15 protein-coding genes are annotated in these 17827 nt (G+C 73.6%); 6 read left to right on the top strand and 9 right to left on the bottom strand.

Translation table 11 applies throughout. From position 1 onward, the window contains the following. Positions 1-205: 205 nt before the first annotated feature. Positions 206-1324 carry an FAD-dependent oxidoreductase gene (locus IEZ20_RS24390; protein WP_189302315.1) on the bottom strand — a complete coding sequence of 373 codons (1119 nt, stop codon included), beginning with the start codon at positions 1322-1324 and terminating at the stop codon, positions 206-208. 53 nt (positions 1325-1377) lie between these two features. Between IEZ20_RS24390 and IEZ20_RS24385 the strand changes: the two genes are divergently transcribed. From IEZ20_RS24385 to IEZ20_RS24360, 6 genes are all read left to right on the top strand, one after another. Next, entirely contained in the window at positions 1378-2070 is a 693-nt protein-coding gene (locus IEZ20_RS24385) for a TetR/AcrR family transcriptional regulator (protein WP_189302313.1), read from the top strand. 104 nt (positions 2071-2174) lie between these two features. Further along, positions 2175-2618, top strand: coding sequence for a hypothetical protein (locus tag IEZ20_RS24380; RefSeq protein ID WP_189302311.1), 444 nt, complete (start codon positions 2175-2177; stop codon positions 2616-2618). Positions 2619-2720: 102 nt separating this feature from the next. After that, entirely contained in the window at positions 2721-3647 is a 927-nt protein-coding gene (locus tag IEZ20_RS24375) for a DUF8832 domain-containing protein (RefSeq protein ID WP_189302309.1), read from the top strand. Positions 3648-3905: 258 nt separating this feature from the next. Next, entirely contained in the window at positions 3906-4076 is a 171-nt protein-coding gene (locus IEZ20_RS24370) for a hypothetical protein (RefSeq protein ID WP_189302306.1), read from the top strand. 225 nt (positions 4077-4301) lie between these two features. After that, entirely contained in the window at positions 4302-5543 is a 1242-nt protein-coding gene (locus IEZ20_RS24365; RefSeq protein WP_229896243.1) for a L,D-transpeptidase, read from the top strand. Positions 5544-5627: 84 nt separating this feature from the next. Then, positions 5628-6428 carry an inositol monophosphatase family protein gene (locus IEZ20_RS24360; protein WP_189302304.1) on the top strand — a complete coding sequence of 267 codons (801 nt, stop codon included), beginning with the start codon at positions 5628-5630 and terminating at the stop codon, positions 6426-6428. A gap of 209 nt (positions 6429-6637) precedes the next feature. Here IEZ20_RS24360 and IEZ20_RS24355 read toward each other — a convergent pair whose 3' ends face one another. The 8 genes from IEZ20_RS24355 to IEZ20_RS40615 all read right to left on the bottom strand — a co-directional run bounded on the left by IEZ20_RS24355 (position 6638) and on the right by IEZ20_RS40615 (position 17822). Continuing rightward, entirely contained in the window at positions 6638-7582 is a 945-nt protein-coding gene (locus IEZ20_RS24355) for an aldo/keto reductase (RefSeq protein WP_229896242.1), read from the bottom strand. A 38-nt stretch (positions 7583-7620) separates the two neighbouring features. Beyond that, a complete protein-coding gene (locus IEZ20_RS24350; RefSeq protein WP_189302302.1) occupies positions 7621-9111 on the bottom strand; it encodes a GMC family oxidoreductase in 1491 nt (496 codons plus the stop codon). A 124-nt stretch (positions 9112-9235) separates the two neighbouring features. Next, positions 9236-10165: an SDR family oxidoreductase gene (locus IEZ20_RS24345; protein WP_189302300.1), complete on the bottom strand. Its 930-nt coding sequence runs from the start codon at positions 10163-10165 to the stop codon at positions 9236-9238. Continuing rightward, on the bottom strand, positions 10162-11202 hold the full coding sequence (locus tag IEZ20_RS24340; RefSeq protein ID WP_189302298.1) for an ROK family protein: 1041 nt from the start codon (positions 11200-11202) through the stop codon (positions 10162-10164). Before IEZ20_RS24340 ends, IEZ20_RS24345 begins: the two co-directional genes overlap by 4 nt. After that, entirely contained in the window at positions 11183-11554 is a 372-nt protein-coding gene (locus IEZ20_RS24335; RefSeq protein ID WP_189302296.1) for a cupin domain-containing protein, read from the bottom strand. Before IEZ20_RS24335 ends, IEZ20_RS24340 begins: the two co-directional genes overlap by 20 nt. Then, on the bottom strand, positions 11547-12755 hold the full coding sequence (locus IEZ20_RS24330; RefSeq protein WP_189302293.1) for a sedoheptulose 7-phosphate cyclase: 1209 nt from the start codon (positions 12753-12755) through the stop codon (positions 11547-11549). Before IEZ20_RS24330 ends, IEZ20_RS24335 begins: the two co-directional genes overlap by 8 nt. Continuing rightward, positions 12736-14811: a 4-alpha-glucanotransferase gene (gene malQ / locus IEZ20_RS24325; protein ID WP_189302291.1), complete on the bottom strand. Its 2076-nt coding sequence runs from the start codon at positions 14809-14811 to the stop codon at positions 12736-12738. The genes IEZ20_RS24330 and malQ overlap by 20 nt, the downstream gene beginning before the upstream one ends. Further along, a complete protein-coding gene (locus tag IEZ20_RS40615) occupies positions 14808-17822 on the bottom strand; it encodes a Cof-type HAD-IIB family hydrolase (protein ID WP_308434687.1) in 3015 nt (1004 codons plus the stop codon). The genes malQ and IEZ20_RS40615 overlap by 4 nt, the downstream gene beginning before the upstream one ends. Positions 17823-17827 lie beyond the last annotated feature (5 nt).

The raw sequence follows: 17827 nt of genomic DNA, 5'->3' as shown, positions 1-17827 counted from the left end.
CTTCGGTACCGGGCGTGAACGAAACCAGCCGGTTGCCGTGTCGATCGACCGCGAGTGGCCTGGACGAAGGGGTGGGCATGCGGAAGTCTGCCCCCGTTCGGCACGCCCGACGCCGCGGACGGGCGGGGGCTCGGGGGAGCAGCGGCGATTCCCGCAGCACCGCCGGAAACGACCCCCTCGGTACGGGTGCCCCCGCGCTGGACGGTCAGGATGGCTGCACCTGGTCGAAGACGGCGAGGGCTTGGGCGGGGTCCGGGCTCACAAGGCGTTCCAGACCGGCCATCGTGAGCCTCGCCCACCGCTCGGCCCGTTCCCACATCTGTTCCTCGAAGGCGCGGACGGCCATGTCCAGGTCTCCAGGGCCGGTGGCGATGGACTCGGCGAGTTCGGCGCCTTCCAGCATCGCGAGGTTCGCGCCCGCCCCCAACGGGGGCATCAGATGGGCGGCGTCGCCCAGCAGCGTCACCCCTGGGACGTGCGGCCAGGTGTGGGGCACGGGCAGGACGTAGAGGGGGCGGTGGACGAAAGCGGTGCCGTGACGGAGGAGGTCGAGGACGGGGGCGGCCCAGCCGGCGAAGAGAGCCAGCAGGCTCGATCGCACGGCTTCGGCGTCTTCCAGGTCCAGGTCCGTGTGCCAGTCCAGCGGCGCACGGAACTGGGCGTACACCTTGACGTGGCCGCCGCTGTTGCGCTGGGCGACGACGGCTCGGTTCACGCCGTACACGGCCAGGGAACCGTCGCCGATCAAACGGGCGAGGTCAGGGTGGCGGGTGTCGACGTCGTCGAGGGAGGTTTCGACGAAGGTGACGCCGGTGTACCGCGGCGTCACCGGGGAGACTGCCGGGCGGACCCGGGACCAGGCGCCGTCCGCGCCGACCACCAGGTCGAAGGTCTCCTGTCGCCCGTCCGCGAAATGGACCCGTACGCCCTCCCGGGCCCCCGGTACGACCTGCGTCACGTGCCGCCCCCACCGGATGGCGAGCGGGCCGAGCAGCAGGTCACGGAGTTGTCCGCGGTCGATCTCGGGATGGGCCCGGTCATCCGGACGGGGCCGCCAGTCGCGCAGGACGCTGCCGTCCGTGTCCAGGATGCGCATGGCCTGCCCTTCCGGGCGGGACAGCGCCCGGAACTCCGCCAGCAGGCCCGCCTTGTCCAGCGCGAGCTGGCCCAGCCCTTCCTGCAGGTCGAGCGTGCCGCCCGGGGGGCGGGCGTCGGGGGCGGGATCACGTTCGAGAACGGTGACCGGGTACGCGTGGCGGTGCAGGACCCGGGCGAAGGCAAGACCGGCCGGGCCGCCACCGACCACGGCGATACGATGTCTCATGCCGATACACTGTATTGACGGGGAACGATGTATCGCAACGGTACGGTGTGGCCATGACTGTGTGGGACCGGCCGGAGCCGCCGACTCGACCCGTGCCGCTCGACCGTGAGCGGATCGTCTCCGCCGCCATCGCGCTGGCCGACGAGGGCGGGCTGGAGGCGGTGTCGTTGCGCAAGGTCGCTGCCCGGCTGGACGCCGGGCCGATGCGGCTGTACGGATACATCTCCGCCAAGGAGGAGTTGTTCGACCTCATGATGGACGAGGTCAACGCCGAGATCCTCCCCGAGGAGAGGCCCGCGGACTGGCGGGAGGCGCTGCGCGTCCTCGCCCACCGCACCAGGCGGGCCGCTCTCCGCCACGAATGGCTGGCCGACCTGCTCGGCGGCCGTCCGAGCCTGGGCCCGAACGGCCTGGCCGTGGCCGAAGCCACACTGTCCGCCCTCGACGGCCTCGCCGACATCGACACCGTCATGCGTGCCGTGGAGACGGTCAGCGCCTACTTCACCGGCGCGATCAGGCGCGAGATCGCGAACCTGCGGGCCGAGCGGGCCACGGGCCTGTCCAAACGCGACTGGCAGCGCGCCTCAGGCCCGTACATGACGAGAATGCTGGCCACGGGCCGCTTCCCGGCGCTGACCAAGGCCGTGTACGACGGCACGGAGGTGGACGCCGAGGAATCCTTCGCGACCGGCCTCGAATGGGTCCTCGACGCCGTGGCCGCCCAACTCGGCCGGCCGCCGGCGTGACGTTCGGCCCGCGCCGAATACCCCGCCCCCGTATACTCGGCCGGGTGCTCGACAGGCAGCGCGTCGCATCGCGGGGCCGCATCGTGGGAAGGGGGACGAGGAACGTGGGCAGCGGACATGCGGGCAGGCGAGGCATCGCCCGGCTGCTGGCGGTGTGCGCTGTGCTGGTCGGCCTGTTCCTCATGCACGGCTCCCCGGTCAGTGCCGCCGACGGCTGCCACGGCTCCACGCACGCACCCGCACCCGCATCGATGCGCGCCGGCCACGACGCCTCCCTGACGGTCACGGCTCACACGCCCGCCGCGTACCTCCCCGGCCCGGTCCTCAAGGGTCCCGGGACTGCCGGGACGCCCGGAGTGCTGTGCGTGGCGACCGTGGCCCACGAGCGGATCCCCCTGTCGGCGCCCGGCCTCCTCGCCGTGGCCGCCCTCGCGGTTCCGCCGGCATGGGCACCGGCCCGACTGCGGGCACCGGGTGCGAGCGGGCTGCGCGGCCCGCCGACCGGCGGAAGAGACCACCTGCTCCGGGCGTGCATCGCGCGGACGTGACAGGCACCAGCCGAGACCCGGCCACCGGCCGGAGCCGGCACCGTGCCCCGTCCCTCTCCGCGCGCCACCGGCGTGGCGCGCCCCCCGGAAGGCTTCCCTTCGATGATCTTCTCTGCCCGCCTCGCCGCACCCCGCCGCGCGATCGCCGCGGCCGGTGCCGGAGTGACTCTCGTCCTGTCCCTGGCCGCCTGCGGTTCCTCCGACGACTCCTCGTCCATGCCGGGCATGGACCACGGCAGCAAGCCCTCGACGGCCTCGTCGTCCAGCGCGTCGCCGTCGACGGACGGCATGCCCGGCATGGACCACAAGGCCTCCGGCAACGGCCTGTCCGACAGCCAGGACGGCTACCGCCTCACCTCGAAGGACACCACACTGTCGTCGGGGCGGCAGGCCGGGTACCGGTTCACGGTGACCGGCCCGGCCGGCAAGCCGGTCACCGACTTCGCCGTCGACCAGACCAAGCGGATGCACTTCTACGCGATCCGCTCCGACCTGACCGGATTCCAGCACGTCCACCCGGTCATGGCCGCCGACGGCACATGGACCGCGGACCTGTCCGCGCTCACCCCGGGCTCCTGGCGCGTGTTCGCCTCCTTCACCCCGAACGCCGGCCCGGGCAAGGGCGAGGACCTCGTGCTCTCGCGCACCGTCACGGTGCCGGGCAGCGCCGAGCGGATCCCGTTGCCCGCACCGGCCGCCAGCACGCGGGTCGACGGGTACACCGTCACCGTCGAGGGCGAGCCCATGCCGGGCATGGCGCACCCGCTGACCGTCTCGATCACCAAAGACGGCAGGCCCGTCACCGACCTCGAGCCGTACCTGGACACCTACGCCCACCTGACGGCCTTCCACGAAGGCGACGCCGCGTTCGCCCACCTCCATCCGACCACCGAGGTGAGCGGCGGCAACGGCGGCCCGGACCTGTCCTTCCACGCCGAACTGCCCGACTCAGGCAACTGGCGGCTGTTCCTGCAGTTCCAGACCGGCGGCAAGCTCCACACCGCCGCTGTGACCCTGCGCGTCGGCTGATTCCGGGGCGGGGCGTCGCCCACCAGGCCGCGCCCCGCATCCTCAGCTCGGCGAGGGGGTCGCGGGCGGCGAGCAGCGCTGCGCGCGCCTCCGGGTGCCCCAGGGCACCGACTGCCTACCTGACCCGGATCGAGCCGGGCCGCTTCGTCCCGGCCGCCGAGGCCGGACCATGAGAGAACTGACCGATGTGATAAACCAGTTCGGCTCAGCTCGCACCGCCCGATCCGTGGCCAGCCACCCGCAGAAAGAGACTCCACCGTGTTCCAGGAAACCCCCATCTTCAGCCGCCTCGTCGCCGAACGCGGTGACATCCCCACCCAGGTACGCGGTGAAGCCGATCGCATACACCGCGACCTGGCCCGGGTGATGCCCTGGGTGCCCGCATCCGACCTGCCCGCCCGCGCAACGCCGGACAGACCAGCCTGGTGAGGCGCGCACGCTTCCGGATCCCGCCCGTCTCGCACCGGGCGGGAGGAAGCGCGCTGTGACGGCGCACTGTGACGGGACGCATATGCGACGTAATCGGCGTTTCGTGCCCTTCGCCACAACAACTCGTTTCTGGATGGATACCTGCCTATAACTGGTTGGGGACTATGTGCGCCGCAAGGCGCTCAGTTCGCACGTGTGTAAAAACCAGTGGCATGGGAGAAGCGTTTGATCACGGTACGTAAACGACGCACCGGGCTGGTGACCGCGGCCGGCGTACTCGGCGGCGTACTCGCAGTCACGGCCCTCGGCGGTACCAGCAACGCCGCGACCGGCCCCGACGACGCCGGGAACCCCCCGCAGCCCCAGGCGCAGGCGGGTCGGACGGTCGCACCGGACGCTTCCGACGCCCGAATAAGGATCACGCCCGGGCACGGCGCCCACAAGGTCGGGCTCGACGGCCCCGTCCAGGTCACTGTCGGCAACGGCAAGCTCACCAAGGTGACCATGACCGCCGTCGCGACCGGTGCCGAGATCCGGGGCACCCTGTCGCCGGACGGCACCTCCTGGAAGCTGGACGGCCGGCTGGAGCGGGCCACCAAGTACCAGATCGCCGCCGAGGCCGTGGACACCGAGGGGCGTCCCGCCACCGAGAACGCGACGATCACCACCGTCTCCCCGGCCAACAACTTCATCGGGCACGTCTCGCCCCTGAACGGCTCGACCGTCGGCGTGGGCATGCCGGTGTCGGTCAACTTCGACACGGCGATCAGCGACAAGGCCGCCGTGGAGTCGGAGATCCAGGTCAGTTCCAGCAGCGGCCAGCGGGTCGTCGGCCACTGGCTCAACGACGGCCGCCTGGACTTCCGCCCCGAGCACTACTGGAAGCCCGGCTCGACCGTCACCGTCAAGCTCTCCCTCGACGGCGTCCGGAAGACGGTCACGTTCAAGATCGGCCGGAGCCAGATCAGCACGGTCGACGCCGCGACGAAGAAGATGACCGTCGTCCGGAACGGCAAGACGATCAAGACCATCCCGATCTCTTCCGGCAGCTCCGAGCACCCGACGTACAACGGTCAGATGGTCGTCTCCGAGAAGTTCCGGCACATCCGTATGAACGGTGCGAGCGTCGGCCTCACCGAGAAGGACGGCAAGCCCTCGTACAACATCGAGGCCGTACCGCACGCCATGCGTCTGACCGACTCGGGCACGTTCATCCACGGCAACTACTGGGGCGCGGACTCGGTCTTCGGCAACGCCAACACCAGCCACGGCTGCGTGGGCCTGAAGGACGTCAGGGGCGGCACCGACGGCAAGCAGCCCGCCGCGTGGTTCTTCGACAACTCGATGATCGGTGACGTGGTGATCGTCAAGAACTCCGCGGACAAGGCCACGCCGGCGCCGGACAACGGCCTCAGCGACTGGAACATGCCGTGGAGCGAGTGGGTCGCGGGCAGCACGACCCGGTGAAACGGCCTGGCGCGGTGCCCGGTGCGTGAGGCCGGCGACCGGGGCGCCGCCGGGGCGTCGGCTTCGCCTCGATAGGCTCCAGGCGTGATCAACTCCTACGCGGGTGCCGACGATGCCGCGGTGGCGACAGCCGGGGCGCGGGCTGGTGCGGACGTGGTCCGCTCCCTGTACGGCCGGCGGCTCCACCGCCTGGACAAGGGTGCCGGGGACTTTGCCACCGTGGCCGACCTGGAGGCCGAGAAAGCGATCCTCGACGTCATCCGTGCCGCACGGCCCGATGACGCCGTGCTGGGCGAGGAAGGCGGGCAGCAGGGAGCGGCCGACGCGGTGCGCCAGTGGCTGGTGGACCCCCTGTGCGGCACGTTGAACTACGCCGTCGGCACCACGCTGGTCGCCGTCAACGTGGCGCTGTGCGGCGGGGCCGCGGCGGTGGCCGATCCCTTCAGCGGCGAGGTCTTCTTCACCGACGGGGTGACGGCCCGCGTGCGGCACGACGGGCCCGACGACGCTCTGCTGACGCCCTCGCCCGCCAGCCGATTGGTGGACGTCAACCTGGATCCGCCGTTCCCGGGTGCGCCCGGATTCCGGGCCGTGGACCTGCTGGCCCACCCCGGGTTCGTCGAACGCTTCCGGCCGCGCGTCGTATCCACGACGCTGGCGCTGGCCTGGGTCGCTGCGGGCAAGCGTGCCGCGTACGTCACCGATGGCGGTGACCTCTCCGGCAGCGTTCATTTCGCGGCCGGCATCGCTCTGTGCCGGGCGGCAGGCTGCGTTGTCACCGGGATCGACGGCGCCCCGATCGGTGAGGGCGGCCGTGGGCTCGTGGCCGCCGCCGACGACGAGACCCACGGGCTGCTGATGTCGCTGATACGCGGCCGCGGCTAGTGCGGTGATCGCAGGGGTTTCGCGGGCCGGATCCAACCGCGACTCCTGAAGCGGGCGCCGGGCGCAAGCTTCCTCCTGCACGCCGGCGCCCCCCTCCGGCGGTGTCTCCGGCAGCGTCGCGCCTGTGCCTGCGGCGGCCGGCGTCGGGGCCCTGGGGCCGGCTCCGGGGCGCCGAACACCTCACTGCGGACCGACCGGGAGAGATCTGCTCAGGGCAGGGGGATGCCGCGTGCGGTGACCCACAGCTCGTACCACTCCTCGTGGGTGAGGTCCGGTCGGCGGTGCACCGCGTCCGCGCAGGCGCTGATGCGATCGGGGCGGGTGGTGCCGACGACCGGGGCGATGCCCGCCGGATGGCGCTGGAGCCACCACAGGAGGATGCTCTCCGGTGTGGTGCCCTTACGCCGGGCGAGTTCGGCGACGAGCCGGTTCACCCGCGTGTCCGCGTGGGAGGTCAGCCGGCCCCGGGCGAGCGGGCTCCACGCCTGGAGCCGGACGCCGTTGGCCGCGCACCACTCCAGCGTGCCGGGCGCGAAGCCGTTCCCTGCGGCGTCCGCCGTGTTGAACAGGACGCCCGACTCCACCCAGTCGCGCCGGTCCAGGCTCATCTCCAGTTGGCTGACGACCAGCGGGAGGTCCATGTGGGCCTGCAGGGCGGCGATCTGCGGGCCGTTCATGTTGGAGACGCCGAACTGCCGCACCAAGCCCTGGGCGTGCAGGGAGGTCAGCGCGGCGCCGACCTCCCGCACATCGGCGAGAGGGTCGGGCCGGTGCAGGAGGAGGACGTCGAGGAAGTCGGTGCGCAACCGGACGAGGCTCTCCTCGACCCGCCGTACGATGCTGGTTCCCCGCAGGTCGTAGTGCCCGGGCCGGTCACCGTCGGGCAGCCGGATACCGCACTTGGTCTGGACGACGACGCGTTCCCGCAGCCCGGGGCTGCGGGACAGGACCTCGCCGAACACGGCCTCCGACTTGCCGTACCGGTAGATGTCGGCGTGGTCGAAAGCCGTGATGCCGGCGGCCAGGGCCGCCTCGACGGCGATTTCGGCCTGGTGGATGTGCTCGGCCGTGTACGGCGTCGTGTCCCAGCCGCCGCCGAGCCCCATGCAGCCGTAGACCAGGTGGTGCGCGCGTATGTCTGTCTCTGCCGCCATGGCTGTCTCCGTGGTGGGTGCGGTCGGTGGAAGGCCGGTCAGGCGCGCAGGGTGTCGGCGAGCATCTCGGCGAGGGCGAGGACCGGCAGTTGTGTGTTGGCGGCGGGCACGGTCGGCAGGACGGAGGCGTCGGCGACGCGCAGCCCCGACACACCGTGGACGGCGCCCTGCCCGTCGACCACCGACCGCGGGTCGTCCGCCGGACCCATGGCGCAGGTTCCCACCGGGTGCCAGTAGGTCCCCACCCGGGCCCGCAGGTCGGCCGCGGGGCGCGCGTGGACCGGTGTGCCGTCCGCCGGACGGGCCAGCGGCTCCATGGCCGCGGCCAGTTCCGCCGCCTTCTCCAGCCCCGCCCGGACCACGGCGACGTCCCGGCCGGCCGGATCGGTCAGGAAGGCAGGATCGATCTCGGGGGGCTCCAGCGGATCGGCCGAGCGGAGCCGGACGTGTCCGCGCGAAACGGGCTTCATCAGGAACGCGGAGATTCCCGCCTCGTACTGTCCGGGCGGAAGCTTCCCGAACAGCGGCGGTCCGGCGGTGGGCAGCAGGTGCAGGTCCCACGCCCCGTCCGGGCAGTACTCGCTGGCGGCCCGGACCAGCATGCGGCTGACGTACAGTTCCCCGGCCGACTCCTTGGCCGCCAGCGCCCTGTTCAGGTGGTCCGTGGGCACCAAGGGCACGAAGACACCGGGCTGGTCCGACAGGTTGGCGCCGACACCCGGCAGATCCACCTCGCAGCGGATCCCGTTCTCCTTCAGGTGCGCGGCGGGACCGATGCCGCTGCGCATCAGCACGGTGGGGGAGCCGAAGGTGCCGGACGCCAGTACGCAGGTGTCGGCCTCCAGGGTCACCGGTGCACCGTCCAGGACGATGTGCACGCCGGACACCCGGCCGGCCCGTATCGCGAGCCGGTCCACCAGGGCGTCGCCGAGGACCGTCAGGTTCGGCCGCGCCCGGGTCGCCGGGTCCAGGTAGGCGAGGGCGGCGTTCCGGCGCACTCCGTCGGCGGCGTTGAGGAGAGGCCTGCCGTACCCGGGCGAGCCGGGGACCCCCATGTCCACCTCCGGGTACCCGAGTTCGCGCGCGGCGGTCAGGGCGGCCGAGGCCCAGGCGGACAGTTCGGCGTCGGGGACGGCGTGCAGCCCCATGCGTTCCACCGCCCGCAGCCGGTACGGTTCCAGCGCGTCGGCCGACCACCGCTCACCGCCCGCTCGCGTCCACTCCGCGTGGTCCGCGTGCGACCCCCACGTGTTCCAGGCGCCGTTGATGCACGACGAGCCGCCCAGCACCCGGGCCCGGATGCGGTAGAACGCCGTGTGCCGCTCCCACACGTCGTCGCGGGGCAGGGCACGGGCGTTCAGGATCTTCTCCGGCCAGTTCCGCTGTTGCGGCCCGTAGTCGGGCCCCGCCTCCACCAGGCACACGGAACGGCCGGGGTCCTCACTGAGGCGTGCCGCCAGCACGCACCCCGCCACCCCGCCGCCGAGGACGACGACGTCATGGCCGGACAGGAGGGAGGAAGTCGTCATGGTCGCTCCGTCGAAAGGTGGGTGCCGGGGGCACGGCGTGGGGGGACCGGTCGTACGGGACAGGGCCGGGCGTGCCGGAAACGGGTGGGCGCTGTGGCCACGGGGGCTCCTCGCAGAGACGGGATCAGACGGCCGGCGGGCCGGCGAACGCGGACGCCAGCAGGCGCGCTCCCTCGCACACCCCCCGGACCCGGATGGCCTCGGTGGCGGGCAGGGTCGCCAGCACCTCACTGGTGAGGCAGGCGTTCACCGGGCGGGACGCGTAGCGGGTGCGGGCCCGCGGTACGGGCGTCACCAGGTCCGCCGGTGCCCCCACCGCCCGCGCGATGACGCCCGCCCACTCGGCGCGCGTGACGCGGTCCGGGCCGCCCAGGTGGAGCACCGGGGGCAGCGGGTGCCCGGCGTCAAGGAGCGCCGCCGTCACCTCCGCGACGTCGTCCAGGAGCACCGGCGTCGTCCAGTGGTCGTCGGGGGCCTCGATCCGCTCGCCGCGCAGCAGGCGGTGGGCGCAGGCGGCGAAGAAGTTGAGCCACTTGCCCGCGTCGGCCGGCTCGTGGCCGTAGACCAGACTGACCCGCAGGGCCACGGCCCGGGGTGCCTCGGCGAGCAGCGCTTCCTCCGCCGCCAGCTTCGCGCGGCCGTAGGCGTTCGCCGGCGAGACGGCCGTGCTCTCCGTGTGGTGCGCCGAGTCGCCGCCGAAGACGTTGTCCGTGGAGACCAGGACGATCCGCGCGTGCGGTGCCAGGGCGGCGAAGGTGTCGGCCACGGCGACGTGCGCGGCCCGTGCCTCGTCCGGGTGGTCCTCGCACCAGGTGACGTCGGACGGCCCGTGCACCAGGACGATCCGTCCGGGCCGCAGGTCGTCGAGCAGCCGTCGGCAGGCCTCGGGGTCGGTGGCGTCCAGCGCACACCAGCGGGCCCCGTACGCCTCGGCGGGCAGGGCCGCAGGTCGGCGCGAGACGAGCGTCACGTGCTCGCCGGCCGCGGCCAGCCGCCGGGCGGTCGCGGTGCCGATCAGGCCGCTGCCCACGATGAGGGTGCCGTCACCGGTCACGACGCCCCCCGGGCGAGGGAGACCGGTGTGCGGTCCGCCAGCAGCCGGCCCACGCCGATCAGTCCGTGGTCGTCGTCGGCGACCCCGAGCGACACCATCGCGTCGATCTGTCCCGGGCCGAGGCCGAAGCAGCCCAGCCGCTGCAACTCGGCCACCAGCAGGCGCCGGTAGGGCTCGCCGACCGCCAGCGCGAAGCCGCCCATCAGGATGTAGCGGCACACCCCGATCGAGCCGAACACCCCGCTGACCGCCTGGGCCAGGGGCGTCACCGTGCCGCGCAGCACCTCCGTGGCGAAGGGATCGCCCGCGCGGACCGCCTCGGCGACGGCCCGGTTGTCGATCCGCTCCGTGCGGCCCTCGCACAGGGCGCCGAGCCGGGAGCCGCGGAAGGCGGCCCCGTCGGCCCGCGCGGCCCGGCGCGTGGCGGCGAGGACGCCGCGCCCGGAGGCGATGGCGCCCAGGTGCCCGCGCCCGCCGCAGTCGCACAGCGGCGCGTCGGGGGAGAGGTCGCAGACCCAGTGGCCCAGCTCACCGCCGTGACCGTCGGCGTCCACCAGGACCTCACCCCCGCGGAACACCTTGTTCCCGATGCCGGAGCTGACGGTGAGCAGGCAGAAGTCCCCGGGTTCGCCGGCGGCGTACCGCCAGGCCGCCGCCGTCAGGTCGTTCACCACGACGGCCGGTGCGCCGGTCCGCTCCGTCAGCAGGTCGCCCAGCGGCAGGGGGTCTCCGCGCCGCCCCCAGACGGTGGGGGCGGCCAGCACGAGCCCGGCGGCCGTGATGGGACCGGCGAAGGCCACGCCCAGTGCCCGCGGCGGCCGTCCGCCCGTGTGCGCGCCGACCTCCCGCACGATCTGCTCCACCACCCGCCGCTGCAGCACCGCAACCGGGGCGCCGGGGTCGCGGTGCATGCCGTCGACCGGGATCCGGCGCACCCGGGACAGGGCGCCCGTCGCGGGGTCGTAGGTGCCCACCCGGAGCGTGGTGCCGCCCACGTCGAGCACGGTGAAGTCGTTGTCAGCCGGCACGCCGCTCACCCGGTCCCTCCTCGAAGACGAGCAGCCTCAGGTCCCGCTCACCGTCGTTGAGCAGTCCGTGTTCCCCGTGGGGGTCGTTGACGACGACGTCGCCGGGGCCCACCCGGAACTCCTCGCCGTCCCGGTACATCAGTCCGCCGCCGTCGAGCACGACGTAGGTCTCGCGGTCGGCGCCGTGCCGGTGCCGGCCGATCGAGGTGCCCGGCGGCAGGACGGCCAGGTCGATGAAGTCCGCGCCCGTACCGCCGGGCCGGCGGGCGAAGACGCGGTGGGCGAGGATCGTGCCGAGACCGCCGTGGTCCCTTTCCTTCCCCGCCAGCAGGTCCCGCAGGTTGACCACGGGCTCAGGCATCGTGCCGCTCCCCTTCCGAGGCGAGGTCCCGGAGCGCGGCCGTCAGGACGTCCCCGGGCACGTCCTCCAGTTCCTCCACGAAGGCCGCCTTGCCGATGCCCGTCGGCACGACGAGGTGCAGTTTGCGGCCCCGGCGCTGCCAGGAGGCGCGCAGGGCCTGGCCCATCAGCTCCGGGGTGCAGGTGGCGGGGTCGAAGACGGGCAGCCCGATGCGCCGCAGCAGCCGGACGATCCGGTCGCAGGTCCCCTGGTCCGCGAGGCCCAGCAGCCGGGCCAGGTGCGCGGAGAGCGCCATGTCGACGGCGACCGCCTCACCGTGCTCCAGGCGGTGTCCGCCGGCCGTCTCGACGACCGGGCTGAAGGTGTGGCCGAAGTCGACGAGCCGGGCCAGGTCGTGTTCCTCGAGGTTGGGGCACAGCTCTTCCATCATCAGACGCATCGACGTGCGCAGGATGTAGGTCTCCAGATCCCCCTGGGAAGGGCCGGGCCCGCCGCCGTCCCCGGGGCGCCGGAACGCGTCCGGGTGCCGTTCCAGAGTCCGGAACAGGTCCGCGTCGAGGATCACGGCCATCTTCACGATCTCGGCGAGCCCGCAGCGGATCTCCCGATGCGGCAGGGTCGCGAGGAAGGCGGGGTCGTTCAGGGAGGCGTGCGCCGGGTGGTAGGCGCCGAACATGTTCTTCGTCTGCAGGGCGTTGACGCCCGTCTTGACGCCCACGCCGACGTCGACCTGGCCCACCAGGGTGGTGTTGACCTTGACGTAGCGGACACCCCGGGCGTAGATCGACGCGGCGAAGCCCACCACGTCGGCGACGATGCCGCCTCCGACGGCGAGCATCACGCCGTGCCGGTCCAGCCCGTCCGCCTTGGCGAGGGCGCAGACGCGCTCCGCCGCACCGAGCGTCTTGTGGTGCTCGCCCGTGGGGATGACGTGCAGCGTCCACTGGCCCGGCGGCGTGCGGGCCTCCAGGTACGCGCGCAGCCGGTCGCCGTGGAGCCGGTCGACGGTGGGGCTGACGAAGGCCGCCACCCGCCGGCCCTCCAGACGGTCGGCCAGCAGCGCGTTGCGCGGATCGAGGACTCCGGTGGTGAGATCGACCCGGTAGCGCGTGCCGTCCGGTGCCGCCAGGTCGAAACCGCCGGGGTCCTCGCGGACCCCCGTCGGCGGATGGTCGACCCGCTCAAGAACCTGGCCTGACATCTCTCTCCTCCGTCTTTTCACGATGCCGTCGAAGGTCCGCGAACACCCGGGACAGTGCCTCCGTCAGGGGCCGGCCGGGCAGGTCCTCCAGCGGTACGGGACGTCCCTGCTCGTCGCTCACGGGCAGCCGCCAGTTGGGGTGCACCGAGGACGTGCCGGGAATGTTCTGGGGTCTGCGGTCGCCGGTCGCGTCCGGCAGCCAGACGCCGAGCAGACGTGCCGGGGTGCGGCACAGGAAGCGGTGCAGCGCGACGACCTCGCCGTCGGGGTCGGGCAGCAACCCGAGCCTGGCCAGCTCGGCCAGCCAGCCGTCACGCTCGGCGGCGGCCTCGGCCTTCTCCTCCGCCTCGGGGCGGGTCAGCAGCCCCAGCCCGGCCCGGAGTTCCACGTGCTCGCCGCTGAGCCAGGCGGCGGTCGTCGGCAGGTCGTGCGTGGTGAGCGTGGCGAGGCACTCCCGCCGCCACCGCTCGGGCGGAAGCGGCCCGTGCCGGCCCCGCGAACCCCCGACGTACTCGAAGCGCTGCACGGATGTGCCGAGGATCCCGCGCTCGTCGAGCGCGGTGCGTACGGAGTCCTCCACCGTACCGAGATCCTCGCCGATGACGGCCGCTTTGGCCCGGTGCGCCTCCAGCGTCAGTACGCCCAGCATCGCCTCGGCGTCGTAGCGGACGTACGTGCCCTCGGACGGTGGCCGCCCCTCGGGCACCCACCACAGGCGGAACAGGCCCATCACGTGGTCGACGCGGAGGGCACCCGCGTGCCGCAGCCCGGCCCTCAGCAGTCCGGCGAGGGGCCGGTAGCCGGACGCGGCGAGCCCGCCGGGACGCCACGGCGGCTGGCCCCAGTCCTGGCCGTGCGGATTGAAGTCGTCGGGCGGCGCGCCGACGCTCATCCCCGCGGCCAGGCAGTCCTGGAGGGCCCAGGTGTCGGCACCTTCGGGGGCGACCCCGACGGCCAGGTCGTGGATCAGGCCGATGCCCATGCCCGCCTCGACGGCCGCCGTCTGGGCGGAGGCGAGCTGTTCGTCGGTGACCCAGGCGAGCCAGCGGTGGAAGTCCACCTCGGCGGCCAGCTCCCGCCGGGCGCGGGCCACGGCCGGGGAGCGCGGGTCGCGCAGCCCGGCCGGCCAGGACCGCCAGGCCCCGCCGTGCACACCGGCCAGCGCGCACCAGGTGGCGAAGTCGGTCAGGTCCTCGCCCTCGCGCGCCACGAACCGCGCGAAGGCGGCGGCCCGCCCGGGCGGCAGCGGCACCCGGTGCACGGCGCGCAGCGCCTCGTGCTTGAGCGAGCGCACCGTCTCCCGGTCGATGAGCGCCTCACCGCGCAGGACCGCGTCGTTCAGGGCCCGCGCCCGGGTGACGCACCGGTCGGCGGTGCGCCTTTCCTCCCCGGTGAGATACGCGTACTCGGGTACCGCCTCGACCCGGAGGTGCAGGGGGTCCGGATACCGGCGCGAACTCGGCCGGTACGGCGACGGGTCCGGCAGCGGACCCGGCTCGACGGCGTGCAGCGGCCCGAGCTGCACGAAGTCCGCGCCGAGGGCACGCCCCGACCAGGACACCAGTTCCGTCAGGTCACCGAGGTCGCCCATGCCCCAGGAACGGCGCGAGAGGACCGAGTACAACTGGACGAGGAACCCCCAGTGCCGGCCGGAGGGCACGGGCAGCCGTTCCGGTACGACGAGCAGGGGTACGGACTCGCGGCGCGCCGGTGTCCCGGCGTGCAGGACGTGGCGGCCGGCCGGCAGCGAGCCGGACAGGACGGCCGTGCCGCCCCCTTCCAGCTCCACCTCGGTCGTGGCGCCCGCGGGGAGGGCGAGCCCCGGCACGGCGCCGCCGCGCACGACGACGCACTCGGGCAGCAGCCGGGCCGCCTCACGCTCGCGGTGGGCCGCGAGGGCGGCGCGGGCGGCGGTCTCGTCGGCCGCCTCCACACCGCAGGCGGCGAGCACGGCCACGAGGGTGTCCGGGGCCACCTCGACCCGGTGGCCCCGGTCGGTGGTGTAGGCGGTGGATATCCCGTGAGCGCGAGCCAGCTCGCGCAGGATCCCGGTCACAGAGCCCCCTCCGCGGTACCGAAGAGGCGCTCCAGGACGACGGCGACACCGTCCTCCTCGTTGCCGGGTGCGATCTCGTCCGCCATCGCCCGCAGCGCCGGGTGGGCGTTGCCCACGGCCACCCCGTGCCCGGCCCAGGCCAGCAGCGGGATGTCGTTGGGCATGTCACCGAACGCGATCGTCTCGGCCGCGTCGAACCCGAGGAGCCGGGCCGCCCGCTCCACCCCGGCCGCCTTGGTGGTGCCGGCCGGCAGGACCTCCACCATGCCCCGCACCGAGTGCACGACGGTGACCTCGTCCCCGCACAACTCCCGTGCGGTGGCCTCGACTTCGTCCTCCGGCACGCTCGTGTGGTGCAGGACCAGCTTGTCGATGGGGTCCGTCCACAGCAGCCGGCGGTCGGTCGTGACGTCCCAGCCGTGCCGGACCCGTTCACCGAACCGGGGGGTGACCTTGAACCGGCTCTCCGGCGGCGCCGTCACCACGCCCAGTTCGAGGGGGCCCAGCGCGGCCTCGACGCGTGCGACCACCCGGCGCGCGAGGTCGGTGTCGAGCGAGGCCGAGGTGAGCAGCCGGTCGGCGCCGGCGTCGTAGAGCTGGGCACCCTGCCCGCACACGGCGAGACCGCGGTAGCCGAGGGCCGCCAGATACTGCTTGCAGGCGGCGGCGGGCCTGCCGGTGACCACCAGGTGGTGGGCGCCCGCCGCGGCCACCGCGGCGAGTGCGCGCAGGGTGCGCTCGGAGACGGTCTGGTCGCCCCGCAGCAGGGTGCCGTCGAGGTCGGTCGCCACGAGCCGGAACGGCGGGGGGCCGGCCGCCGCCCCGGCCGGGACGGTGTCCCAGGTGACGCGCCCGGACGCCAGGGTCAGCATGAGGAGCAGACGCTGCCCGACGGGCGGCCCCTCCAGCACGCCCTGGAAGACGCCCTCGCCCGCCGGTGCCAGGGGCGCCAGGACGACACCGCTGCCCGTGGGCACGGCCTCGTCCGAGGCGACCGCCTCCGCGGGGGACTCCAGGTCCGTCGGGCGGCCACCGGCACCGGGCACCGCCACCTCCACGTGCCGCGCCCCCGGGTGCCGGTACTCGACGTGCAGGCGGCCCGCCGCGTCCTGACGCGTCCGGCACCGGCCGCGCACCCGTGCGGCCCAGTCCTCCCGCCCGGCCGCCCGCGCGGTCTCGGCGCACCGGGCGAAGTCGGCCCGCGCGTGGGCGGCCTCGAAAAGACGCTCGTAGGCCGCGTCGTCCAGCGGTGCGCAGCGACCGTAGGCCGCCGTGTCGCCCAGGGCCGCGGCGGACCGCGCGATGGACTCCCGGTGCCGGACCCAGGCGGCGGGGGGCAGGGCGTCGAACCAGCCGTACCGGATCGCGTCCTCGGCCGGGAAGGTCCTGGGCCGTCCGCGCAGGACGTCCGTGAAGGCCGCCAGGCGCCGGTCCGCGCTCCGCGCCCAGGTGAACTCCCGGGCGAGGGAACGGGAGTTCGCCGAAAGCCGGGCGTGTTCGTCGGGGGCCGCGCGCCGCAGGGCCGCGGCCTGGCGTATGCGGTCGGCGAGCGCGCGGGTGAGGTCGGGGTCGTCGTCGCGGAACGAGCCGGGCAGCGCGAACCCGGTCGCCCGCGGATCGTCCGCGGGAAGGGCGTGTCCGAAGTGTGCCGTGACGCTCTGCGCGGTGGCGATCGGCACCGCGCCGCACGCCATCGCCTCCGCCTGGGCTATCAGGAACCCGTCGAGTTCGAACTTGGAGGGGAAGACGCAGAAGTCGGCACAGGCCGCCTGCTCGAACAGGGTGTCCTCGTCGGCCAGCCGCCATTCGAGGTGGATCCGGCCGGGATGGCGGGCGGCGACGCTCTGGAAGTAGGCGTTGCCGGCGGGCGCGGTCCGCCCGCCCCCGCTGGTGGCGAAGCGCAGCACGAAGACCGCCTCCAGGCCGTCCGTCAGGACCTCGTCGACGGCGCGGACCAGCTCCACCTGCCCCTTGTGGTGCACCGCGTAGCGGGCGGCGTGGTAGAAGACCGGAAGGGCGGGGTCCAGGCCCAGCGAGCGCAGGACGGCCGCACGGTCGACAGCCCCCGGATCGCGCGCCAGCCAGCTGTCGGATATGCCGCAGCCGCCCACGAGCAGCTTGTGCGCCTGCTCGCGCAGCATCCGGGACACCGGCAGGGTGTGGAACAGGCTCTCGACCGGGGTGTCCCGGAAGGTGCTGTAGTGGTCCCGCTGGCCCGGCGACACGAAGTCGACCAGGTCCGCGTGTGCCAGGACGAGCGGCAGGAACGCGATGTGGTCCGGGCCGTACTCGACGTGCATCCGGGTGCCGGCCAGGGCCCGGGCCATGGTCGCCTCCGGGCCGTCCTCGGCGGGCAGCGGCTCCTCCGCGGCGTCCAGGTCCGCCGACACGCCGAACAGGCCGAGCAGCCGTTCCACCTGCGGGCGGTACACCTTCTGCGTGACGGGGGCGTTGGCCGCGACCGTGCTCACCGTCCGCAGCGACGGGTCGCCGGCGAACAGCGGCGGCAGCAGGTAGTGGTAGTACGGCTCGAAGCCGTGCACCACCGCCTCCTCGCCCCTCAGGTGCCGCCGGATGAAGTGGGCCCCCGCGACCTGGAACACCAGCGGCTTGAAGTACGCCAGATCCCTGCCCTCGGTGCCGGGCGGCGGATACAGCCGGTCCGGCAGCAGGTCGAGAAAGGCGTCGGAGAGGAAGTACACGTCCACGCCGTCCAGCCGCAACCGGTGGGCCCGGGTGGTCAGTTCGAGGGTGACTTCGGCCGGGCGGCCCGGCCACACCTTCGGGTCGAGCACGAGCGGAACCCGGTGTTCGTGGACGTAGGGCAGCTCCTCGACCGGATGGTCGCGCCGCAGCGCGTCGAGGAGACCGTGCGCGGGGGTGACCAGCGAGACGCGGTGACCGCGCGCGGCGTACTCGCGCGACAGGTTCCACACCAGCGGGGAGAGCCCGCCGCGCATCAGGCGGTGGTCGAACCCGCCGCACTCGAAGGAGAAGTGGATGATGTGCATGCCGC

This window comes from Streptomyces cinerochromogenes, assembly GCF_014648635.1.
Taxonomy (GTDB): Bacteria; Actinomycetota; Actinomycetes; order Streptomycetales; family Streptomycetaceae; genus Streptomyces; species Streptomyces cinerochromogenes.
The sequence above is the reverse complement of the archived record's forward strand: the minus strand, read 5'-3'. Positions and strand labels throughout refer to the sequence as shown.